General features: G+C 42.2%; 14 protein-coding genes and 2 pseudogenes. 8 read left to right on the top strand and 8 right to left on the bottom strand.

Going from position 1 to position 23,936, the window contains the following annotated elements:
- Positions 1 to 116: 116 nt before the first annotated feature.
- The 4 genes from ltaE to AC3KVK_RS20140 form a co-directional block, all read right to left on the bottom strand.
- A complete protein-coding gene (gene ltaE, locus AC3KVK_RS20155; protein WP_490310591.1) occupies positions 117 to 1,166 on the bottom strand; it encodes a low-specificity L-threonine aldolase in 1,050 nt (349 codons plus the stop codon).
- 78 nt (positions 1,167 to 1,244) lie between these two features.
- Positions 1,245 to 1,832: an HAD family hydrolase gene (locus AC3KVK_RS20150; RefSeq protein ID WP_490310592.1), complete on the bottom strand. Its 588-nt coding sequence runs from the start codon at positions 1,830 to 1,832 to the stop codon at positions 1,245 to 1,247.
- Between the two features lie 195 nt (positions 1,833 to 2,027).
- The gene (locus AC3KVK_RS20145) at positions 2,028 to 2,513 is read right to left on the bottom strand and encodes a DUF6702 family protein (protein WP_490310678.1); all 486 of its coding nucleotides are present in this window, start codon (positions 2,511 to 2,513) and stop codon (positions 2,028 to 2,030) included.
- Positions 2,513 to 4,981 (bottom strand): M1 family metallopeptidase, encoded by a 2,469-nt coding sequence (locus tag AC3KVK_RS20140; protein ID WP_490310593.1) that lies wholly within the window; start codon positions 4,979 to 4,981, stop codon positions 2,513 to 2,515. The genes AC3KVK_RS20145 and AC3KVK_RS20140 overlap by 1 nt, the downstream gene beginning before the upstream one ends.
- Positions 4,982 to 5,168: 187 nt before the next feature.
- On the opposite strand from AC3KVK_RS20140, the gene AC3KVK_RS20135 reads away from it, so the two are divergent.
- From AC3KVK_RS20135 to AC3KVK_RS20125, 3 genes are all read left to right on the top strand, one after another.
- Positions 5,169 to 5,816: a glutathione S-transferase family protein gene (locus AC3KVK_RS20135; RefSeq protein ID WP_490310594.1), complete on the top strand. Its 648-nt coding sequence runs from the start codon at positions 5,169 to 5,171 to the stop codon at positions 5,814 to 5,816.
- A gap of 126 nt (positions 5,817 to 5,942) precedes the next feature.
- Positions 5,943 to 6,173: a hypothetical protein gene (locus AC3KVK_RS20130; RefSeq protein ID WP_490310595.1), complete on the top strand. Its 231-nt coding sequence runs from the start codon at positions 5,943 to 5,945 to the stop codon at positions 6,171 to 6,173.
- A 257-nt stretch (positions 6,174 to 6,430) separates the two neighbouring features.
- A complete protein-coding gene (locus tag AC3KVK_RS20125) occupies positions 6,431 to 6,664 on the top strand; it encodes a hypothetical protein (RefSeq protein WP_490310596.1) in 234 nt (77 codons plus the stop codon).
- A gap of 37 nt (positions 6,665 to 6,701) precedes the next feature.
- Here AC3KVK_RS20125 and AC3KVK_RS20120 read toward each other — a convergent pair whose 3' ends face one another.
- Positions 6,702 to 8,828 (bottom strand): TonB-dependent receptor, encoded by a 2,127-nt coding sequence (locus AC3KVK_RS20120; RefSeq protein WP_490310597.1) that lies wholly within the window; start codon positions 8,826 to 8,828, stop codon positions 6,702 to 6,704.
- A 454-nt stretch (positions 8,829 to 9,282) separates the two neighbouring features.
- Between AC3KVK_RS20120 and AC3KVK_RS20115 the strand changes: the two genes are divergently transcribed.
- The 4 genes from AC3KVK_RS20115 (at position 9,283) to AC3KVK_RS20100 (ending at position 16,887) form a co-directional block, all read left to right on the top strand.
- Entirely contained in the window at positions 9,283 to 11,589 is a 2,307-nt protein-coding gene (locus tag AC3KVK_RS20115; protein WP_490310598.1) for a S8 family serine peptidase, read from the top strand.
- 196 nt (positions 11,590 to 11,785) lie between these two features.
- Positions 11,786 to 12,517 (top strand): substrate-binding periplasmic protein, encoded by a 732-nt coding sequence (locus AC3KVK_RS20110; protein WP_490310599.1) that lies wholly within the window; start codon positions 11,786 to 11,788, stop codon positions 12,515 to 12,517.
- Between the two features lie 93 nt (positions 12,518 to 12,610).
- On the top strand, positions 12,611 to 14,653 hold the full coding sequence (locus AC3KVK_RS20105; RefSeq protein ID WP_490310600.1) for a glycoside hydrolase family 97 protein: 2,043 nt from the start codon (positions 12,611 to 12,613) through the stop codon (positions 14,651 to 14,653).
- Positions 14,654 to 14,814: 161 nt separating this feature from the next.
- The gene (locus AC3KVK_RS20100) at positions 14,815 to 16,887 is read left to right on the top strand and encodes a TonB-dependent receptor (protein ID WP_490310601.1); all 2,073 of its coding nucleotides are present in this window, start codon (positions 14,815 to 14,817) and stop codon (positions 16,885 to 16,887) included.
- Between the two features lie 157 nt (positions 16,888 to 17,044).
- Here the strand turns inward: AC3KVK_RS20100 and AC3KVK_RS20095 are convergent, their stop codons facing one another.
- From AC3KVK_RS20095 to AC3KVK_RS20085, 3 genes and pseudogenes are all read right to left on the bottom strand, one after another.
- Positions 17,045 to 17,245 carry a hypothetical protein gene (locus AC3KVK_RS20095; protein WP_490310602.1) on the bottom strand — a complete coding sequence of 67 codons (201 nt, stop codon included), beginning with the start codon at positions 17,243 to 17,245 and terminating at the stop codon, positions 17,045 to 17,047.
- A gap of 543 nt (positions 17,246 to 17,788) precedes the next feature.
- Positions 17,789 to 20,698, bottom strand: a complete 2,910-nt coding sequence (locus AC3KVK_RS20090) for a choice-of-anchor Q domain-containing protein (protein ID WP_490310603.1) — start codon at positions 20,696 to 20,698, stop codon at positions 17,789 to 17,791.
- A 643-nt stretch (positions 20,699 to 21,341) separates the two neighbouring features.
- A pseudogene (locus AC3KVK_RS20085) lies at positions 21,342 to 22,218 on the bottom strand (IS110 family RNA-guided transposase); the annotation flags it as partial.
- A 228-nt stretch (positions 22,219 to 22,446) separates the two neighbouring features.
- Here AC3KVK_RS20085 and AC3KVK_RS20080 point away from each other — a divergent pair.
- A pseudogene (locus AC3KVK_RS20080) lies at positions 22,447 to 23,485 on the top strand (alpha-amylase family glycosyl hydrolase).
- The last annotated feature ends 451 nt before the right edge of the window (positions 23,486 to 23,936 follow it).

Genomic DNA, 23,936 nt, shown 5'->3' with positions numbered 1-23,936 from the left:
TAGTTACAAAACTATTGAAAATAAAAAATGTTTATTTTAGGCCAATAACAATCACTTATTGAGTGATAGTTTAATGTATTTATCGTTTATGCTAGTTTTTGTGATTTACATGCTGCTTAATCTATTCCAATCATGTTTTTATTGTGTTTGGAAACTGAATGCAAGATAGAGGTCACATATTGAATAAACTGTTCAATGTCACTTCTATTAATGTCTAAATGCAATACCAAACGCATTAGGTGGCTTGGCGTTATTAAAATCCCCTGTGCTTTTAAATGAATTGCTAGCGTGTTGATATCAATCGCGGGATCAACTTTTACAAATAGCATATTGGTTTCGATGTGATCAAGCTTGACTTCAAAACCACTTAATTTATTTAGGCACTCACCGAGATAGCGAGCATTGGCATGATCATCAGCTAAGCGAGATACGTTTTCAGTCAATGCAATATGCCCGGCTGCGGCGAGTAAACCGGCTTGGCGCATACCGCCGCCCAGTACTTTACGCCAGCGTCGGGCTTTAGCTATCAGCTGTTCATCACCTAATAATAAAGAGCCAATTGGCGCCCCGAGCCCTTTTGATAAACAAATACTGACTGAGTCAAAGTGCTGGGTGATAGCAGTAATATCAACATTTTGTGCTATCGCGGCATTATAAACACGGGCACCATCAAGGTGTAGCTTAAGGTTATGTTGGTTAACAAATTCTCGAGCAGCCGCTAAATACTCAAGCGGTAACACTTTACCATTAATGGTATTTTCTAAACTGAGTAATTTGGTTTGGGCAAAATGAGGGTCGTTTGGTTTGATAGCGGCAGCAAGTTTTATAAAATCGAGGGTGCCATCAGGTTCGTTTTCGATTGGTTGGGGTTGAATTGAGCCAAGTACCGCTGCACCGCCACCTTCAAATTTATAGTTATGCGCTTGTTGGCCACATAAATATTCATCGCCACGCTCACAGTGCGCCATTAAAGCAAGTAAATTAGCTTGAGTGCCTGAGCTGCAAAAAATTGCAGCTTCAAAACCATGGCGCTGTGCAGCAAATTGTTCTAGATGATTCACCGTTGGGTCGTCGCCATACACATCGTCACCAACCAATGCCGAGGCTATGGCTGCTCGCATTTTTTCACTGGGGCGGGTCACGGTATCTGAACGAAAATCTATCATAATCAAGGGTTCCAAAATCATCAAGGTTCTTGATTATGCCAGATAGCCGCGTTGATACAATCGGTTAAAATCGGTAATTTAACGCAACTTTTCAGTCAGTTGATCAAAATGATAGATAACCATGTCGGCTTTGTCTGCGTAATGAGGAAGGTCGCCTTCAACATATAAACAACTGCGCATATTCGCATTAATCGCAGCATCAATATCATACAGGTAATCCCCAATATAAATCAGTTCTTGGCTGGGAATTTGCCATTGTGAAGTCAGTTGCAATAAAGCGCTAGGGTCGGGTTTTGCCGGAGCATCATCACGCGTAATCAGTGTGTCTATATTGATTTGATTGTTACGCATTTTTATTTGCGCAGCTTCGCGGTAATTGCGGGTCACAATCGCGGTAGGGATCTTTTTTTGCTCTAGTGATGTCAATAATTCAAACACTCCTGGAAGTAAAACTGCATCATGGGCATCTTCAAGTTCGTGTCGATGAACATTAGCCAATGCGGTGGCTTGCTGCTGTTGGCATTTAATATTGGTAATAAACGTTAGTAAATCTTGGTCGGCAGGGCAATTTATTTGCTTGCGGATCAGCGCAAAATCGAGCTTGGAACTGACTAACGTGCCATCTAAATCGAATATGAAGCCGCGAATTTTAGTAATGTCTATCATGTATGGATATCGTTTTTAAGATTTGTGTGGCTATACGATAAAGTATGGCAAATAGTTTGCTGCCAAGATAGGTTCTTTTGAGCAAATCAAGCGCGTGAATGTAAAGGGGGTTTACATTTTATCTGTAAAGGGGGTTTACGGTATAAAAAAGCCATTTCACGAGAGTGAAATGGCCCAGAAGCCTTGCTGTTTAAGTCAAAAAATAGTGCTTAACCATTGGTCATTGCCAGTAAAAGTGAGGGTTTTAATCTCCCCTTTGCCTTCAATGTTGACCATATTAACTTGAGCTGGCCATAAGTCCCTTAAGGCGCCATGAGACATTTTGAGTCCTTTTACCTCTTGCGGTATTTGCATTTCTTGGTAGACCCAAAAAAACTTTCCATCGATTTGATGCCCGACACTTTCAAGAAGTAACGGGCTGTCTGCCAAACTTTTTAACTTGAATTGTGTTTTCACGTAATCAGCGAATTGTTGCTGAGTCTGTGTGTCTTTATGTAAGTCGGCACTTTTATTGTAAAGTTGCTGCACTGCGTGCTCGCTGTCATGCAAATAAAACCGATGCATGACCTCTAAATTATGAGTGCGCTCATTAAATAATACGGTGGTAATGGCTGACTTGAGCTGATGAGCATTTACACAGTTGCTCATCAAGATACAAGACAAGGCTAGTATGGACTTAATCATGTTTGTGGCTCTTGTGTTGTATCAGGCTCATTGTTGTCTTGTGACTCCTTTTTAGCCTCGTCTCTTTTCAGTTCAGTTTTAATGTCTTGCATAATGTCTCGGTTGACTTTACCAGTACGTTTTTTAGCTTTAAAGACTTCAATACGCGATGGAATAATTCGACGTGGATAATGGTTATTTTCAATATCGACATCGGCGGTTTCCCAACTCGGATCGACAGTGACGTCTTTAAGCGCTTTGTTTTTATCTGTGACAATCAGTTTTTGGACTTTTTTGTCATTACGACGCCAAATTTCAGCAGGAATGTACTGGTCTTCAGTCGTACCGTCGGTATAAGTCAATTGCAGTAAAATTGGCATGACTAAGCCTCCATGATTTGAAAACTCCATCACATAGTAATTTTTGTCTTCTTTAAGGGCGCGTTCGAGTGTTTTCTTTTCCCAAGGTTTGAGCCCTTTTAGGAATTTTTGGTAGGCATTACGTTCTTTATTGGTGACAGTGAAACGGTCGTTGTCATCATAAAAATCTGTGATGTCTTTGTTTTTGTCGACCCAAAGCTCTTTGCCTTCTTCACGATTGCGCTTTACGTGCAAAGATAAAGGTTTGTTGAGTTCTTCTTCACGTAATCGGGCAAAGTCGATATCGGGATTTTTGGTATCTAAACGTAATTTGTAGACTTTATCGATAGATAAATCGACGTGATCTGTGGTGTAAAACCAACCATGCCAGAACCAATCTAAATCAACACCCGATGCTTCTTCCATGGTGCGGAAAAAATCCGATGGGGTCGGGCGTTTGTATTTCCAGCGCTGAGCATATTCTTTAAAAGCAAAATCAAACAGCTCGCGCCCTAAAATCACTTCACGCAAAATATTCAATGCAGCTGCCGGTTTTGTATACGCATTGGGGCCTAAACGTAACACACTATCAGATTGGGTCATGATCGGTACTTGGTTTTGTGACTTCATATAATCAACAATATCGCGTGGCTCCACGCCCCAAGGGATCATTGGATCCCATTCGCGACCAGCGACACCATCGAGGAAGCTATTTAATCCTTCATCCATCCAGGTCCATTGACGTTCATCTGAATTGACGATCATTGGAAAGTAAATGTGACCGACTTCGTGAATAACAACGCCAATCAAAAAGCGTTTTTCGGCTTGTGTATAGGTACGAGTGCCATCTTTTTGTAGCTCAGTACGTGGTCCATTGAAGGTAATCATCGGGTATTCCATGCCACCGACAGGACCATTTACTGATTGAGCAACAGGGTAAGGGTAATCAAACGAGAAGCGCGAATAGACTTCCATGGTATGGATCACAGATTCGGTCGAATACTTTTTCCATAGGTCGCCGCCTTCTTTGGGGTAAAAAGACATCGCCATCACCAGCGGTTGCTCTTTGCCACCTTGCTGGTAGCCTCGTGCATCCCACATAAATTTACGCGACGAAGCAAATGCAAAGTCACGGACATTTTTAGCTGAAAAACGCCATGTTTTGAGTGTGTCGGTGCCTTCTTTTTCGTTTTCAATTGCTTCTTCTTCAGTGACCACAAAGACAGGGCGTTTAGCTGTTTCTGCTTCTTTTAAGCGTTTAAGCTGTGTTTTGGTCAGTACTTTTTTAGCGTTGGTTAACTCACCAGTCGCAGAGACTAAGTGATCGGCTGGCACCGTAATGTCTACGTCATAGTCACCAAACTCTAAGGTGAATTCACCACTGCCTAAGAATTCTTTATTGGTCCATGCTTCGTAATCGGTATAAGCGGCTAAGCGCGGGAACCACTGGGCAAGCAGGAAAATATCGTTGCCATCTTCTTCAAAATGCTCATAACCATAACGGGTGCCTATGGCATCTTCTTCGGCAATGTTAAACGCAAAATCGAGTGTGAATTCGGTGTCTTTACCCGGTTTGAGGGGGCGATTTAAGTCAATCCGCATCAGCGTACCTACGACTGTGGCTTTGAGTTCTTTACCTGAACCATCGCTGATATTGCTGATGGTATAACCCATTTCGTTATCAGCTAAAAATTGTTGGCGGCGTAACTGGTTTAAGCTCAGTTTAGCGGGTTTTGAACTCGGCCCGCTTTGCAAGCTGCTCGAAAAAGTACGCGTGGTTTCAGCAATTGAATCGGCTTGATAGATATTCTGATCGAGTTGCAACCAGAGGTACTTTAATGTGTCGGGTGAGTTGTTTTGGTACCGTACCGTTTGTTTGCCGCTTAAGCGACGTTTTTTTTCATCAAGCTCAACGTCAATATCGTAATCGACTTGTTGTTGCCAGTATTGATGCCCCGGTTCACCGGCCGCATTACGGTACACGTTTGGAGTCGGAAGTATTTCATCGAGTTGACGAAACTTATCCACATAGTGGCCTTTTGTTTGCTGAACGGCACTGGCATTCGCGACACAGCACAAAGTGAGAGGCAGTACGAGCGCTGCAGCTTTTGATAGCTTAAAGTTCATCGAGGTTCCTGTATTATAATTGTTTTTTCGTTTGTTCAAAGGTGAGTTACCCTTTAGACATTGACCTTTTCAGAATGCGTAGGGTTTATCAATGTATTCGCGATTAGTCCCATATTTTCACGATGACTGAAGGGTGAATACTTGATGCTAATACGGTGATTTTTTAGATAAATATAAAGAGGCAAATATGATTGAGCTTTATGGCACCCCCCGATCTCGTTCGTTACGTGTGTCGTGGTTACTCGAAGAGTTAGCTCTCGATTGGCAATATCGATTTATAGACTTTGGACAAGGCGCACAGCACGGGGCCCCATTTCGCGCTTTAAGTCCAGAAGGAAAAATTCCTGTGCTGGTTGATGGCAGTACCACCCTTATGGAATCGATGGCTATTTGTATTTATTTAGCTGAAAAATACGGGCAAGAACAATGGTTACCTGTGCGGGCAAGTGCCTTAAGTGCGAAGCATTGGCAGTGGTGTAGTTTTATTGTCAGTGAGCTTGAACAAGGCCTATGGACGCTTGCAAAACATAAGTTTGCGCTCCCCGAACCACAGCGTTGCCCACAAATAGCCGACACGGCCCGCTGGGAATTTAATAAAGCAGCTCAAACAGCCGCAATGTTGCTTGCGGATTCGCCATATTGCTGTGGTGATAAAATAACGGTTGCCGATATTCTATTGGCGCACACTCTCGGGTGGGCTTTGAAAAGTGACTGTGTGCTACCCGACAACTTACTGCGTTTTCACCAGAAAATGTCGGCACGTCCGGCGATGCGTGCAGCGCTGAAAAAGGAAATTGAAGCTGCTGAGCAACAAAAGCAATTACCATCAGCCTAAGCATTTTAGTTGTGATAAAAGACTGGCGAAGCCAGTCTTTTTTGTTACGAAAAAATAATTCAGTACCTGTTCAGCCAGCGAGTTCTAAGGTAATGCTAAGACCAAAATATAAGAGGTTTTTAAATTATGCATTTTTATATTTTAGAAAAAGAGCAGCAGTTAACAGCCATTGCCGCTGAGCATACTGTGTACCAGCAATATCTGGATTCGGGTTATGCGTTTGTTGCAAAAATGAGTGCATGGAGCGAAAAAACAGCCTTGCAAAGCTTTAAAAAACAAAGTGAGCAAGTGACGAGTTCTCCGCATATTTTATTTACCTGCTGCTTAATTGTTTTAGGGTTCTTTTACATGCTTTAGACCTTTGTCTAGTGAGTGTTTTGACATGTTGTAAAGGGGCTTTACAGCCATTTTTAGGCTGTTAGCTCTATATGGTTGATTTTCACCTAAGCTTAGAACGAAATATTTGATAAAAAGGGTTGTAATTGGTCACTAATTGTAATTAAATTCGGCCCACTTTTTTGCAGTGCAAATTGCAATAATACTGAAGTAATTTTGTTAATCGCTTGGTGCTTAGCAACTTAAAACTATCAAATAATAAAATAAATGGTGCGCAGATGGATTTTTATGTCCTAAAGAAAAATAACGAACTGACAGCTATTCCCGCTGATGAAGTTGTTTGCAAGAACTATTTAGATTCTGGTTATAGCTATGTTGATAAAATTGCAGCCTGTACAGAAGCGGCAGCCATTAACAAATTAAAAAATCAAAAATTGAAAGTAATAAAGTGGCCTGCGGCTGCGGTGTTTGTCACGGTGTTTGTGGCTGTGATTATTTGGTTAAACCAATAAAGCAAATTACTTTGCTTTATTGGTTGATTGATTTGCGCTAGAAAGCAACTCGCACACCTAAGTTTACGGTTGTGCCTAAGCTTTTACTGTTGTACCCGTTGTAGGTGTATGCCTGTGAGCGGGCAGAATAGTAATCTTGATTGAATAAGTTTTCAATTCCACCATACAGTTGGAAATTATCAAAGCTGTATTGGCCGCTTAAATTAAACACATGGTAACTTTCAATCGGTCCCTGATCACCCACCCATAAACCTTTTGCATTTTTCTCAAAACGCTTTCTATCACCCACATACAGATAGTTCATTGTCACAGAGGCGTTGTCGAGGGCTTGCCAACGTACATTGATGGTCCCTTTTGGTGCGGAGATTTGTCTGGCACCTAAATAGGTATCTTTATCGGTGTCTTTCCCTTCTACCCAGCTATAAGTGGCATTGACCGATAGAGAGTGACTCAATTGGTAATTAACTAAGCCTTCATAACCCCAAATCTTTTGTGGTGCCCTGATTGGCTCATGAATGCCTGTTTGCTCGTTAAATTTGCTTCCGGTACCAAATTCAGACGTACTGCGATAGGCCGCAAATTCAAATCTCACTCGTTCAAACTCTGAGTTAAACCCGACTTCTATGTTATCGATAATCGACGCTTGCGTATGAATGTCGGCAATGTCATTGACAGTTGCAGAGCGAAGTAATCGTCCGGTGTCAGAAATATCTGCGCCCTGTGAAAAACTAACAAATGGGCTGAACTCAGCTATAGCGTTGTATTTTAGGGCAAGGTTATAGGTTGTGGCGTTATAATTGAGGGTATCGCCTTTCACATCCATTGCGACAGAACATTGCTGCTCATTTCGGCATAACTTTAGGGTTTGGTAGTCATCGACGAAGAGATCGATCTCTTCTTTCCGTAATCCCGCTTTAACCACCCAATCATCTTGAATAACCCACTTTGTTTGCAAGAACCCTGCGAGGTTATCCATCTCCATTTCTGGCACCCACATCCGTCCATCGAGTAAAGGCTGCGAGGATGCGTCGCTTAATGCATCAATCCCATAAATAAAGGTGCTTTCAACGTTATTGAAATCGACTTGAGTATTCGCAGTGATGCGAAGACCTGCTTTGTCAGATTTAATCATTGATTGGCCACCCGTTAGCCCAAGATCTGGATTGGCTAAATTGGTTGAAAAGAAAAAGACATTTTCGATTGTTTGTTTATATAAATCGATACTGAGCTGGGTGTTATCCAGTAAGGCGTGATCGGTATAATTGATCATCGCATTGTGATTGCCACGAGGGCCTTGCGGTGCACCGATTTTATGATTGCGACTCGGCGCTTTTACTGCGTAAGTTTTAACGCCTGAATTAACACTGCCACTAATATCGATTAAATCTGAATCTTGCTGTGATTCATAATAGTTGTAAGTGAATTTTAACGACTTATCTTGATCAAATTCGTACGTGAGTTTGGTAAATAGGTTCTGAGTTTCACTCTCGGAGAGACCATAGACTAATCCGAGCACATCACCTTCAGCGTCGCGTTGTAAGCCATTTTCTTCGTATGACCCCGTGACAACGTAGCTAAATTGATCGCGTCGGCCACTTATTTCAGCTTGGTAACGCATACCTGCTGTATCTTCAATTTTAACTGCACTGAAACGGGTCGAAAGGCTGACCGACCCAGCCAAGGCTTTATCTGTCGCTGCTTTTTTAGTGATGTAGTTGATGATTCCGCCAGCGGCACCATTGCCGTAAATACTGGTTGCTCCTTTAATGACTTCAATGCGCTCAATTGCACTTGGATCGAGAGATTTAATCCCTAATGAACCATTACGAAGCGGGGTCGATTGTGGCACGCCATCGATCATGACTAATGGCGCTCGACCACGAAGCGTTTGTGATGAGTTACTGGATGTGCCAGTGGATGGAGCCATACCTGGTACTAATTGCGCAAGCATGTTTTGTAGCTCTGGTGTGATTTTGAGCTGCTCTTGGATTTCTTGTTGGCTAATGATGGTGATTGATGCTGGAATCTCATCAATACTTTCAATAACTCGGCTTCCTGTTACCACCATACGCTCGATATCTTGCTGTTCGTTTGAAAAGGCGTGAGGCGTAAAGAGTGTCGAAGACAATGCAAGGAGGGTGAAAGGTAAAGGGGTGTTTAGCATTACTACATTCCATGGCAAAAAAATTAGCGGTAATGGTATTGAGAATTATTATCAATATCAACGAAAGTTTTAATCTTTACCTTTGTTAGCTAGATGTATTTGTATTTGTATTTGGCTGTTTTTATGTTGCGTAAATAGCAATTAAATATTTGTCGCGATTGATAGGGTATTTTTGTTACATTTTTAGTTGGTTTTTTGGCAAATAGTTCCACTTTCATGTGTTTTGTTGCGTTTTTATTGAGTGAAATAGCATCTAACAGGTGTTTTTTTGTTCTTTAAAATTTAACGTGTAATTTTAATTTGTATTAATTTCAATTGTCTAGGTTTGGTCTTTTGTCCCTGTTTACATTCGTTAACAAATCAAGTGTTAACTTTGTGTTAAGTTTTTGTTGATGGTGTTATCGTTTGTTCAGTCCTTTAGGGACAAAATGATATTCATCACGGGAAACATCTTATGCAAAACAAAAATAGTAAAAAAGTAACGAAGTTACTGATCACCGCAAGTACATTATCAATGGCGGTGTCTACCGCGCTATATGCAGCGCAGCCACAGGGTGTGCAAATTTCTGATGATTCAACTTTAGTTAAGCAAAATTCTCCTTTACCGAAACGTTACATTGTTAAATATAAAAACAATATGGCGGCTGAGTTTGGTGTTGATAACCAAGCAACTGCCAGTGCAATGAACGTGAAGTCAAAATTAGCGACGTTAGGCGCGAAAATTCGCACAGAGCACCCGGCGCTAAATCTTTTATCGGCTGAATTAACAGCTCGAGATATTGCTGAACTCCGCATGGATAGCAACGTTGAATACGTTGAAGAAGATTTACCGCGTCGTTTGATGGCGCAAAACTTAACCTACGGTATCACTATGGTGCAAGCTGACCAAGTAGATGATAGCGTGGCTTCAGCTGCACTTGGCGGTAAAAAAATCTGTGTTATCGACTCAGGTCTAGATTTACCACATGAAGATATGGGAACGCGTAACGATACAGTAACGGGTACTAACGATAGTGGCACTGGTAATTGGTATAACCACGGCGGTCCACACGGCACTCACGTAGCAGGTACGATTGCTGCACTTAATAATGGTATGGGTGTGCGTGGTGTCATTGGTTCAAATCCGAACCTTCACATTGTTAAAGTCTTTAACGCTGCAGGTTGGGGTTACTCATCTGACCTAGTTAGCGCGATAAATGTATGTAAAACAGCTGGCTCTGATGTTGTAAACATGAGTTTAGGTGGTTCTGGTTCAAACAATACTGAACGTAATGGTATTCAAGCTGCTTACGATAGCGGTATGTTACTAATTGCCGCTGCAGGTAACGATGGCGTAGCGACAAGTACAACGGATATCGAAAGCTTCCCAGCTTCATACGATTCTGTAATGTCTGTTGCGGCAATCGATAGCAATAAAGCATTGGCAGATTTTTCGCAAAAAAATGGCCAAGTAGAAATTTCAGGTCCGGGTGTTGATGTCTATTCAACTTATCCTGAAGGGACAGGCTCAGTTGTTGAAGTTGCTGTGGCAGGTGCTGGTTATGCCGCTAACGCAATGGAAAACTCGGGCCAAGCAAGCGGTGCGTTGTATGACTTAGCAACGGGTGAGAGCATTGATAACGGTGCATCTGGTCGCATTTGTTTAATTCAACGTGGTAACATCTCTTTCCATGACAAAGTGAAAAACTGTCAAGACTCTGGTGGTGTAGGTGCGATTATCTATAACAATGCCGCGGGTTCATTTGGTGGTACGTTAGGCGATACTAACGCAACAACAATTCCTGCTGTGACAGTCTCTGATACTGATGGCGCTGCAATGAAAGCGAACGCTGGTTTATCTGCAAGCATCAATATTGGTACTGGTAACTACGGTAACATGAGCGGAACTTCTATGGCTTCGCCACATGTTGCTGGTGTTGCGGCATTGGTGTGGAGTCATCACCCAAGCTGTACCAACGTAGAAATTCGTAACGTGCTAAATACGACAGCACAAGACTTAGGTGCTGCAGGTCGTGATGTGAAGTTTGGTTTTGGTCTAGCGCAAACTAAAGATGCAATTGATTATATCACTGCAAACGGGTGTGACGGCAATGGCGGCGGTACGACACCACCACCTCCAACAGGAGACACAGTCTTAGTTAATGGCACTGCTAAAGCTGACTTATCTGCTGCAACGGGTGCTGAACTTATGTTCACTATGGATGTTCCTGCAGGTGCGTCAGCAATTAACTTCACAACAGCCGGTGGCTCAGGTGATGTCGATATGTATGTTAAGTTTGGTTCAGCACCAACCGATAACTCATACGATTGCCGTCCTTATGCAAATGGTAATAATGAATCATGTGATGTGACTCAAGCGGGCGGTACTTACTATATTCGTCTTAAAGCATACAGCGCTTTCTCTGGTGTGAGCTTAACTGGTTCATTCACTGAGAGCGGTAATGGTGGCGGTACGCTTCCTGTTATCGATGAAACAATTAGCGATGTATCTGTAGCAAGAAGACAATGGACGCGTTACACCATTGACTTAGCAGCAGGTTACTCAAGTTTTGATGTTGCATTATCGGGTGGTACAGGTGATGCTGATATGTATATCCGTCAAGGTGCACAGTCAACATCAACAGCTTATGATTGTCGCCCATATGAAAATGGCAACAATGAATCATGTAGCTTCACTTCACCGGCAGCCGGTACTTGGTACATCGATATTTATGGTTACCGCGCGGCAGCGGGTATGACATTGTCAGTGAAAGCCAATTAATAAGATAAACAAATACTCGTAAGAAAGTATATTTTGAGCAAAGGGCAACGAAAGTTGCCCTTTTTTCGTGGTTTTAACTAGAACATACGTTGCCTCAAAGAGGTGTAAAGCCCCTTTACATTATTAATGTGTATAAAAGGCAGAATTTATGTGTTTGCCTATACTTGTTGATACCTTGGTTTTTAAAAGATTTTTTATGATTAAACGGCTGTTTTTGTTTGGATTAGTTTCGATGTTATGCATGACATTGAATGTGTCATCCGAGCCTGTAATGTTGCAAGTAGTAACAGAAGAGTGGCCGCCGTTTAACTACACTAACGAACAAGGCGAAATTGTTGGCCGCTCTACGAAAGTAGTAAAGGAAGTGCTGGCTCAGGCCAATATTGACTATACATTACACAGCTACCCGTGGATGAGAGCTATGCATATAGCCCAATCTCAACCGAATGTAATGATCTATTCTATTTACAAAAACGCAGAACGAGAAAACTGGTTTCAATGGGTTTGTCCATTAATTCCCGCGGTGAAAATTTATGTTTATCGTTTGCGTAGCCGCCCTGATGTACAGATTAAAAGCATCGCAGAGGCGTCTAAATATCGCACTGGCAGCAATAAAAATGACAGCAGTCACAAATATTTGCTTAACCATGGTTTTGTAGCAGGAGAAAATTTAGACCTCACCAATGATTCTGCCGCGACTATCCGTAAATTTGTAGCTGGTCGGCTCGATTTCTTAATGCAAACAGAATACTCAATGATCACCCAACTCAAAGCGTTAGACCTTGAATACAATCATGTCGAAAAACTATTTGCGATTAAAGAATATGATTTTGGCGCACCTTGTTTAGCGTTTAGTTTAGAGACGCCAAAAGATCTGGTTGAGCGCGTTAAAACAATTTTACTTTCTTACCCGCACGACGAAAAATAGACTGAATTAACGTGTGAATACGTATGCAAGACGTCTGTTTTTTTTGCAACTCAAGGTAATCTGAAGTCCCTCTCATAAAATAAGAATTTTACAATGCGACTAATTAGCTTAGCGTTATTAGGTTTGAGTGCTGCCTCGCAGGCTCAGACTGTGACAGTTAGTTCGCCTGATGGTCAATTGGCTGTCAGCATCAACGACGATCATGCGCTTGTGCAGTATCAAGTATCTTTAGCTGGCCAAATTATTATTGCGCCTTCTAATTTAGGCATGGCATTTAAACATCAAGCAGCGTTTGCTGAAGGGTTTAAAATCAACAAAGTGAGCCGAACAGAACAAGACACTACATGGCAACAGCCCTGGGGAGAGCAGCAAAATATTCGTGATCATCATAATGCCTTGACGTTGATGCTCCAAAGTGACGATAACCAGTACGGTCGTTATGCTGTCACCTTTAAAGTCTTCAATGATGGCATTGGCTTTCGCTATGAAGTACCCGCACAAAAAGGCTTTGAGCGCAGTGAGATAACAGATGAGCTGACAGAATTTGCCATTGCTAATGCCAACCAAAGTACTGCATGGTGGATCCCCGCACGGGGCTGGAACCGTTATGAATATGTGTATCAGACCACGCCACTTGAACAAGCAGCCCATGTTCATACCCCGTTTACTTTTAAAACCAAAAATAATGTCCATGTCAGCATTCATGAAGCGGCGCTGGTCGATTATGCGGCGATGACTCTCAATCAGCGTCGTCCGGGTACGTTTAAGGCCGATTTAACGCCTTGGTCTGATGGCATTAAAGTAAAAAAACAAGGTGGCTTCACAACACCTTGGCGCACCATTCAAGTGGCCAAACAAGCAACAGGCCTGCTGAATTCTCATTTAATTCTCAACCTGAATGAGCCGAATAAACTGGGTGATGTGTCGTGGGTTAACCCAGGTAAATACGTTGGGATTTGGTGGGGCATGCACATTAATGAACAAACCTGGGGCAGTGGCGACAAACACGGTGCCACGACTAAAAATACCCTTGAATATATGGACTTTGCCGCAAAATATGGCTTTGATGGCGTGCTTGTAGAAGGATGGAATATCGGCTGGGATGGCGACTGGTTTTTTAACGGCGACGTCTTTAAGTTTGACCAAGCTTATCCTGATTTTGATATCAATACAGTGAGTGATTACGGAAAAAAGCTGGGGGTGAAGTTAATTGGCCATCACGAAACATCCGGGAGTGTGACTAACTATCGAGACCAGATGCCCGCCGCTTTCGCGCTATACAACCAAACAGGAGTCGAGCAAATTAAAACCGGATATGTCGCCGATGGCGGTAATATCAAACGCATTGACGAGCAAGGTATTGCTCGTAAAGAGTGGCACGATGGCCAGTTTATGGTAAATGAATACCTGTATAACGTTGAATTAGCGGCTAAACATAAACTGAGCATCAACACTCATGAACCGATAAAAGACACGGGGCTACGCCGCACTTATCCAAATTGGATCAGCCGTGAAGGCGCACGAGGCCAAGAATTTAATGCGTGGGGTACACCGCCTAATCCACCAGAGCATGTACCGATGTTGGCATTCACCCGTATGTTGGCAGGTCCGATGGACTTTACCCCGGGTATTTTTGATATGGGCTTTAATGGCTTAGGCGATAAAACTAATCGCCCACAAACAACCCTAGCCAAACAGTTAGCCTTGTATGTGGTGCTCTACAGCCCAATTCAAATGGCGGCTGATTTACCCAAAAATTACCTAGCCAAACCCGAGGCGTTTCAGTTTATTCAAGATGTGCCGACCGATTGGCAACAAAGCATAGCGTTGGCTGGTGAAGTTGGCGATTACGTAGTGTTTGCTCGCCAAGCAAAAGCGACACCACGCTATAATGGGGATGATTGGTTTTTAGGTGCGGTTAGCGATGAACACGCGCGCGACATTAGCGTTAAACTCGACTTTTTAGATGCCAAGCGCCAGTACGAAGCACAAATATACCGCGATGGCGATCAGGCTGAGTGGAAAAATAACCCTTACGATTTAGTAATCGAAAAACGTATTGTTACGGCCAAAGACACATTAACGCTAAAACTAGCCTCCAGTGGCGGTACTGCTATTCGCTTTAAAGCGCTTTAATTTTTCATTAAAACAGTTACTTGTCCAAAGCCCTGTGGTTAATTCAGCAGGGCTTTTTTGCATTTATCGTATTTATCGGTAGTTTATCGCGATTGGCTGAGCTGTACGTTAAAAGTCATTAGTATAACGGTTCAGTTCGCCTTATTTTTATTGGACACCTTATGACACTGCGCCGCGTTTCTTTACTTGTTTGTTTGGCATTCACTCCCACGGCTGTGATGGCTGATGAATTAGCAGATATCGAACGTATCACGACGACTGCGACCCGCAGTGTGGGCATGGCCACAGCGTTGCCTTTTGTGATCAGCACTGTGTCACAACATCAGCTTACGTTAATTGCCCCTACTCATATTGAACAGGTACTGAAACAAGTAGCTGGGGCGAATGTTCAACACGGTAATGGCCAAGAATATTTACCTGCATTGCGCTCTCCAGTTCTTTCCGGGGCGGGGGCGTGTGGCGGAATTTTAACTGCCGAAGATGGCATTGCTCTTCGTGCAGCAGGATTTTGTAATATTAACGAACTCTTTGAAGCGCATACCGAAATGGCCGAGCGCATTGAAGTACTCAAAGGGCCGGGCTCTGCCTTGTATGGCTCGAATGCCGTGCATGGGGTCATTAATGTCATCACACCCGACAGCACACAAGATCGCGGCTTTGCAGGGCTTGATTTAGGTTCGTTTGGTTATAAACGGGCTAAGATTCAACAGGGCTATGACATGGGTGACTCAGGGCTTGGTATCAGTACCAGTGTGACACGCGATAACGGTTACCGCAACGATGAAAGTGTCGAACAAGAAAAACTGAGCCTCAGATATCGCCTTGAAACTGATGAGAGCTCGGTGATGTCGGGGCTGACATTTACTCATCTTGATCAACAAACCGCAGGCTTTATTGAAGGATTTGAAAGTTATAAATACCCAGACATAGCACAAAGCAATGTTTACCCTGATGCGTTTCGTAAAGCACAGGCGCTGCGGGCTTGGTCGCAATTTACGAGGCAAGACGAGCGCAGCACATTCGTATTCACCCCGTATTTTCGGGACCAAAAAATGACCTTTTTTAAGCACTTTTTGCCCGGTACTCCCCTTGAAGAAAACGCCCAAACCGGGGCGGGGATACAATCATTATGGCGTTATCAAGGGCTTGAAACCATGCAAGTTGAGCTCGGTTTCGATAGTGAATACACCCAAGCCAGCATGTTGCAATACCAGCAAAATCCAACACAAGGCTCGGCGTTTTTAGTGGCCACAGTACCGCAAGGTAAACATTATGATTATGATGTAAGCAGTACCGTCTATGCGCCCTTTTTTAATTTACATTGGCAATGGCAAGCACTGAGCATCAAAGCCGGAGCGCGCTATGAGCACTTAAATTATGATTACGATAACAATATGCAAGCAGGGCGCAACCGTGATGATGGCACACCGTGCGCTATGGGAGGCTGCCGTTATAGTCGCCCCCCAAGTACTGAAAACAGTTTTAGCACCTGGTCGCCAAAATTAGGGCTCAACATGGCTCTTGGCGATAACCACGTGCTGTATGGCAACTTGTCACAGGGCTATCGCGCACCGCAAGCTGCAGAACTCTATCAACTGCAACGACAACAAACTGTGGCAGATTTAGCGGTCGAACGCGCCGATAACTTCGAATTAGGCTTCAAAGGGGTGATCAATCGTGGGGAGCGCCCTTTAAATTATGTATTCTCTGCGTATGCGATGGATAAAGACAACGTGATATTCCGCGACAGCGACTTTTTCACTATTAGTGATGGTCAGTCATCTCATCGAGGGATTGAACTTGAGTTTGATTATTCGATTAATCCACAGTGGCGACTACGCGTTGCTGGCACACATGCCAAACACCACTATGAGTCTGACCAACAGCTGGGTGAGATTAATATCAAAGGCAATACAATGGACACCGCACCGCGTAATATCGCCAATGTGCAGCTCAATTGGCAACCCAGCGACTCCATTAATACCTCTTTGGAGTGGCATCATGTTAGCCGTTATTTCACCGATGCTGAAAATCGCCATCAGTACGAGGGGCACCAATTACTGAATGTGCGCGCCAATTGGCAACCCACTGCTGCGCTAAATATCGGATTGCGTATTAACAACCTGACCGATACCGCTTATGCCGACCGTGCTGATTACACCAGCTTTAGCGGCGATCGGTACTTTCCAGGCAAACCGCGCAACTTAGCGATGACGCTGCAATATAACTGGTAATTGGCTTTCAAGTTACACCGTTGCCGTGCAGGCATCGGTGTGGCGTGTTAAGTAGAAAAGATTTTACATCTCGACTTGTTTGATGTGTAAAGTGTAGGTTGGGCGTTAGTCCAACAGCCTCAGCAAAGCATTCGTTGTTGTTAAATCAACATTCGCTTTAATAATCAAAGATCTGCTTTTCAAATTGGCATTGTTGTCGCGCTGGCGACGGCAGCCAAAGAGGGGCTGGCGCTGACCCCTCTCTGGACTCACCCAGCGCCCTGACATCACGCTTAATCCTACAAATAATCAATTGATGTGAACGCCAACGGCGAAGATAGGCCATCCATGGCCAAGCTTCACCTTGTATTTCATCCATGAAATACATGACTCATCAATCGATTATTTTTAGGGCGTGATCACGGGGGAATTGGCAACGGTGTGAATTTAGGAGTTGCTTTTCAAATTGACACCATTGTCGCGCGGGCATGGGCAGACAATGAACCTTTACCTCAGAGTAAATTGAGGTTGTTTTGTAGCAGCGACTTTACGTCGCGACAAGGTATCTATACTAATGGGTATGCTTTGAATTGGTTATGTGGAGCCAATGTTTGACTCCTTTTTTTTCTATTATGGATGAGCGTTAGAAATGCATGTGCTACAGGGGAGGGTGGTTTTGTGCCTAGGACTGTACAATGTAAGATCTGTCCTGATATTGGTTTCGCCGTTGTTCTATAACCCCGTTATTCTATAAATGAAAAATTTAAAGTGCTGTTTCGCTCTGCACATCTGTTGATTTTTATGTCGGTTTATCAAGTTTAAAACTGCGTATTAATTTAAGGGAGCTGGTTGTGATAGGTAATGCGTTATTATCTATCACATCAGTCTCGCGATTATAATCATTAAACTTAATCAATAAGCATTAGTTTATTTGAAACTCGAACGCACCAATATCAATCAACTTAGAGCCGTTATTATCACCATCTAAAGGTCTTTCAGTTCCATTAATATCAACAGAAAGTGTTATGTCGGCACCTGAATCGATACTCGGTGAGTTAGCTTGTTGATAACCTAGATAATTAATGAGTGGATCCGCAAGCACACTGCCTGTCTCTTTTTGCTTATTCAGCATATTGAAAAAAGGAGTCTCAACGTCAAAAATAAGGTTGTTAAGGAGGTTAAAAGTAGATGCGGCAGAGAAGTCTTTTAAGGTACTACTGTAAGAGCCATTTTCTATAATAAACCTTGAGTTAGATATAATATTATTGGTCATATTGACCTCATAATGAGGTGTTACACCAGATCTATAGACTAACTCTAATACTCTGCCAATACCTTGAAAAGTATTATTATTCATGGTTATTTTAGCTTCAGGATAAGCACGAATAAAATCGCAGGCGAAGTAAATATCGGGGTGGGTTAGTAAGTTGCCTGAATACACATTATTTATTGCATTAATTGTTGTAGCTTTTGCATCTGTATAATAATCGCTAGTTTTAATAGAGGGGCAATGGTAGCGGTCGCGAATATAATCATAAAGATACCCTGTATCTAAAGCTGAACCTATGAAGCGATTTTGCGCTAAAGTCAGTGTGCTATTGTTCATGATAGTCGTCGAAGGTAAATGGTATTGTGTTCCATCGAACAGGTTATTGTTTATTTGCGAATGGCCTTCGTCAACCGTAATGTAGTGGCTTGCCAACGTAAAACCAATGAGTTGGCTACTTTGGCCAAGTTTAATTGTGGCTTCGTTAAAAAAAGGGTCGCCATCGGGATTGAAGTACAGTGTGGCGTTTTGTGATTCAGCTTGAAGTTGTATTTGCTTATTACTTAAGTCGAGCGGCCCCAAATAAATTCCATTTGGTACTGTGATTGTGCTCATGCTTGAGGCTGTGTCTATCTGTTGCTGGATCCCTTGAGTTGGCTGCCCTACGACTAGCGGAAATTTTGCAAACCCAATCACTTGCTCGTTAGTGGTATCACTTTTGGCTGTAAAACTGATATGCCCTTGACCTTGAGTATAACCAGAAATGGTTAATTTAAATTTATTATATGCATTACTATACCCACTATTGTCAGTAAAAATCAGATGGTCATTTTCCAAGCAGTTATACCACGTATAGGTAGCTTGTTCATAACACTGGGCTGATAATAAGGTTGCAAATTCAGGCAGTTGAAGTTGAACTTTAAAATGATTCAACGGATCAATAGTACCTGAAGCTGTTTCTTTTTGTATAAAACTAAATTCAGCTTCTTTTTGGTTACCCACTAACATTACCATATTAAGTTGATCTGTAGGCACGTTAAAACCAAATTGAGCATCAATGGGAAGCCTGGCTATCTCGATTGTCGCATTATCATTTGTGGTATCAAAATCATGCCCTAAGTAGGTGACTTTGGCTAAAAGCGAGCTGGTAACTGCCAAAGTGTTATTTTTGTCTGCGGTTAAATACACTTTATGGTTTTGGCTACCCCCCGGTTTTAAATGATTAATTTGACAAGATAGCTGTAAAAGGTCCTCTGATAAGGTACAAAGGCGATGTGATTGGTATGTTTTGCTATCAAATTGAGTGGGTGCTTGAGTTGTGTAGTTAACATTGGCAGTCGCAGTTTGGCTAGAATCAACATTGCTTGATATTAAGGCATCTACTTCAATAGTCGCACCATAACTTTTAGGCTCATGAGTGAGCGATATACTGATATCTGCTATCTTAGGGAGAATTTTAATATTAGTCGGGTGACCCCAATAGTGATACTCATCTAAGTTGCTATAGCCATCACCATCAAAATCGAGAGCTGCATCGGTGGCATCTAAGGGGTTAAATCCAAATGCGACTTCCCAGCCATTTATCATCCCGTCGCCATCGTCATCAGCGAAGTCAAACAACATTGAAGCATTAAAGTATTCGTGTAAAAAAATGTATTCTGTTTGTGTTGCCGTGGCGTTAGATGCATTTAAATGCGTTATTCGATAATAAGGGTAGTTTGAGGTAAGATTACCTCGTTGTTCACTATAAAACTCTACCGCAAGTGTTGAAGAACTGTCGTTCGCGCCTTTAATGGTAAGGCTACCTTGTTCTTCAAGTGCCGAGCCTAGGGTTTCAAGCATAAAAAGCTCGGTAGTACGAACTTGCCAGTACCCTAAATCAGAGTCGTATATATCGCCTCTAACATAAAAACTATTATTATGGCTACACCAACCACTTGGACCGCCAACGCGGTAGGTTTTAAAATTAGAATAGAGCAGTTGATGCTTAGTTTGCGGGTCGGTAAATAACAAGTTATGGAGCTCTTCAGTTTTTGCACAATCCTCACCCAGCTCTTTGAATTGTGATGTGCCACTGAGTACTCTTTCACTTATTAAATCTGTGTCTAATAAGCTTTTGACTTGAATATTTTCAAAGATAATCGTGCTATCAATGAGTTCACCATTTGCTGAAAATTTATTTGCTCTGATAGTTGCTTTACCATTTGTGAGCATGCCATCTTCAGAGCAGTTATTAAAGCTAACTTGTTTTTCGTTATCAGAACTGCCATCTGCAATGCTTAAATTGCCTCCACCGCTACAAGTAGCCCCTACACTACCATGGTCATCGTTATAATCGGGAAGTAATTCTGGTGCGAGTAAGGCAATGTATGCATACACTTGGCCTAATGTTGCATTATTTAGCGCCGCGGGTGCAGAGTTTCCAGTATAAGCTTCTTTTACATTGATATATTGACTTAATGGGTCTGTGCTTGGCTGTTGAGGTGATGTGTCGGGAGCACTATCAGAGCCGCCTCCGCAGGCTGAAAGTAAACTAAAACAGCAGATTAGTATTATACGATTCATATAATAAACGTCCTTTTATGATTGTTATTTGAGCGCTTATTGAATTGAAAATATATAAGTCTCTGAGTCTTTTTGTGAGCCCAGATCATACCCTGCTATTTTAAAGTATTCAATTTGGAGACTGATAAAGTTTTGCTTTTAACATGTATGCAGCACCCTTTAAAAATAAAACTCACTTATATCTATGAAATTAAATGATTTATTTTATTGCATTACTAAAAATACTAGACATATATGGACACGACCCACTTTGCAAGCATGAGTAGTTTTTATCTTGTAAAAAATACAAAATAAATTGTTTATTCTTTTTGGTCGTTAACATCTGCTCATGTGGTTTTCTAATTAATAGATATTAAAAAATATCAGCACTGACATATATACAGGCTCTGTTCTTTCCTCAGATTATCAAGAAAAGAGTGGCGGGAGTTAACTCCCGCCGGCCTCTGATGAACTCCGTACTTGAAACACCTAAACACCCACACGGATTATAAATCCTTGTCTAAACCTAGTTGTTTTCAAGCGGGAAAACCGTTTACTCATCAACATTTGTTAGCTAACACGGGTATGAACAATCCATTGCTATTTTGGTAATGGCTGAATAAGCAACCATTTATAAATAACGCGTTCGTATAAAATTTTCATGTTAGGCCTTGATAGGTTGAGGTTGGTACACCACATCTTTTTGCAACAAGTGCCAGACAATACGTACAAGTTTGTGGGCGATTGCAACCACCGCTTTATTAAAACCGCGTCGATGTGCGACCGTTTCGCCCCATACTTTGAGTGCATCTTGGTCGTTTTTATAGCGATTGAGTACCGCTCGGGCACCATGAATGAGCTGCTTTCGTAAATAACGATTGCCTCGTTTCGATATTTTTCCCATGTAGCTATGTGCCCCTGATGCATACTGCCGCGGTGTTATGCCCAACCAGACAGCAAAATCTTTGGCACTTTGAAATGCTTGCCCTTTATCAATGCAGGCAATTAAAGCTGAAGCGATGATGTAACCAATCCCAGGTACGCTGAGGAGTATGTCTGCTTGAGGAAACTGCGTTAAGTTTTGTTTTAATTTGGCTTCAATTACTTTTAACTTAGCTTTCAGCGCTAAAAACTCTTCATGCAACATGGCAACCAGAGATTTTATATTTTGGCTCACTTGTGAACTTGCAGCGACGATATGCGCCATGACAGAAAAGCAGCGCTCTCCTGGACTGAAAATGATACCAAAATCACTTAATAAACCATGTGCTTGATTTGTTAATGCGGTTTTGTTTTTAATTAATCGTTCGCGAATACGATGCAACGCCATGACTTCTTGTTGCGCTTGCGTTTTTATCGGCACACATTGAATGTTAGGCCGTTGACTCGCTTCAACAATGGCTAAAGCATCATTGCGGTCATTTTTATTCCCTCGCACAAAAGGCGTCACATGTTGAGCAGGAATGAGGCGGACGGTATGGCCTAATTGCGTTAATTCTCGCCCCCCAGTAGTGCGATGAATAACAAGCTTCCATCACAACTCTTCATGATGGATGCTCCTAAATGAACTGAGTTGCACTACCAGTTTGGCGCATAGACGCCGTTTTGGGAGTGTCCATCTCATCACCCACAAATATCTCATTGAAAAATCACAATAGTGGGTCTAATTTTAATTACTTCCTGTTTTGGTGGCTCAGATGGCACAAGCAAGACGTTCGTTAATTGATTTAGATTCCACACCTTCTATTCTCATTTAACAAAAGCACTGTATTAGTCGCTGTGTTCGCCGCGCATTTTTAGCGAGATTTGATAAGTATTCCGGTCAAAACTTTGAACACCGGCGTGCGTGGCTGGTTGAGCGATTTAAGTTGTTAAATTTATCCAGCGAATGAAGTCTTTACCATTGATATTGCGGCCTATGCGGTGATGTCGAATCATTACCATTTGGTGCATAGAGTCGATAGAAGTAGGGCATTAAACTGGTCAAAAGATGAAGTGATAGAACGCTGGTATCAGTTGTATCACGGCACAATTTTAGTTGACCCTTTCTTAGGGATAGCAGGCGTAAAGGTGAAAAACTCGATGAAGCCTATATGTACAGCGTTGATAAAACGGTCGAAGTTTGGCGAAATCGTTTATACGACATCAGTTGGTATATGCGTAACCTTAACGAGTTCATTGCCAGAGAAGCCAATAAAGAAGATAACTGCACAGGCCGATTATAGTCGCAGCCCTCCATGGCGCTCACCTTCGGGTTGCCTAGCGGCATTAAAATTCATTCTAGATGAATTTTTGGGAAGGGCGCTTCCTTTTAAATTAAGAGCAATCTTAAGCTTTACAAGACGAGCAAGCCGTACTCAGTTGCATGATGTACGTCGATTTAAACCCAATCAGAGCCAAAATGGCGAAAAACTTACAAGGTAGCGACTTTACATCAATTCAAGAGCGCATAGTTCATTATAAAAAACAGACCACATCAGAAAACATCGAACACACTACCCAGCAACCAAAGCAACAGATGGCCTTTGGCAGTAACCAAAACAATCAAACCATTCCCTTTAAGTTATTGGCCTCTTTTATACTAACAGGCTAGAACTCGCTGATTGGAGTGGTCGACACATAGACCCAAAAAAGCGCGGGGCTATCAGTAAAACTCAACCTAAAATACTGGTCGAATTGGGAATAGAAACTGCTGTGTGGCTTGAAACCGTACAAAATTTCCGGCGGCAATACAGTAACTTTGCAGGCCAACCCAGCGCCCTTCGACAATGCGCCCATCAACATCAACATCAACATCAACAAAGTTGATATCGCGGGGTTGGCTAGTCACAATCTTTAATCTGTATTTAAGTAAATGAGGTATCGGCCTAGTTTTACTATGCCTGAAAACCGGATATTTCATATCAATTTATATTTACTCAATACTCACTAGCGGTTTTGCTGGTATAAAATCGCAATATATATGTCTTTCAAGCAGTCGTTATTCAATCCATTACTCCCTTTGAAATAGATTTTGTATTGTTTTTTAATACAAATTATTTAAAATCAATGAGATATTTATGAGTGATGAGATGGACACTGGTATTGCTGCAGGGTATGGCACAGGTAAATTTTTCGATTGGACTGGTAAGGAAACTGCTTCGGCTATTTATGATAGAGGATTGAAATTTTAATGTTGTTAGGTATTAGTTATTTAGCTTTGTTAAAGCTGATAATGATTATTAATGTTCTTATATTGTTACCCGCAACTTTATTATTT

The sequence above is a fragment of the Pseudoalteromonas sp. J2K-J979 genome, from assembly GCF_058169715.2.
This window is presented reverse-complemented; position numbering and strand designations above follow the sequence as displayed.

Coding starts and splice junctions, on each gene's coding strand:
- ltaE (WP_490310591.1), bottom strand. CDS start 1,166: ATGATAGATTTTCGTTCAGATACCGTGACCCGCCCCAGTGAAAAAATG.
- AC3KVK_RS20150 (WP_490310592.1), bottom strand. CDS start 1,832: ATGATAGACATTACTAAAATTCGCGGCTTCATATTCGATTTAGATGGC.
- AC3KVK_RS20140 (WP_490310593.1), bottom strand. CDS start 4,981: ATGAACTTTAAGCTATCAAAAGCTGCAGCGCTCGTACTGCCTCTCACT.
- AC3KVK_RS20135 (WP_490310594.1), top strand. CDS start 5,169: ATGATTGAGCTTTATGGCACCCCCCGATCTCGTTCGTTACGTGTGTCG.
- AC3KVK_RS20130 (WP_490310595.1), top strand. CDS start 5,943: ATGCATTTTTATATTTTAGAAAAAGAGCAGCAGTTAACAGCCATTGCC.
- AC3KVK_RS20125 (WP_490310596.1), top strand. CDS start 6,431: ATGGATTTTTATGTCCTAAAGAAAAATAACGAACTGACAGCTATTCCC.
- AC3KVK_RS20120 (WP_490310597.1), bottom strand. CDS start 8,828: ATGCTAAACACCCCTTTACCTTTCACCCTCCTTGCATTGTCTTCGACA.
- AC3KVK_RS20115 (WP_490310598.1), top strand. CDS start 9,283: ATGCAAAACAAAAATAGTAAAAAAGTAACGAAGTTACTGATCACCGCA.
- AC3KVK_RS20110 (WP_490310599.1), top strand. CDS start 11,786: ATGATTAAACGGCTGTTTTTGTTTGGATTAGTTTCGATGTTATGCATG.
- AC3KVK_RS20105 (WP_490310600.1), top strand. CDS start 12,611: ATGCGACTAATTAGCTTAGCGTTATTAGGTTTGAGTGCTGCCTCGCAG.
- AC3KVK_RS20100 (WP_490310601.1), top strand. CDS start 14,815: ATGACACTGCGCCGCGTTTCTTTACTTGTTTGTTTGGCATTCACTCCC.
- AC3KVK_RS20095 (WP_490310602.1), bottom strand. CDS start 17,245: ATGGATGAAATACAAGGTGAAGCTTGGCCATGGATGGCCTATCTTCGC.
- AC3KVK_RS20090 (WP_490310603.1), bottom strand. CDS start 20,698: ATGAATCGTATAATACTAATCTGCTGTTTTAGTTTACTTTCAGCCTGC.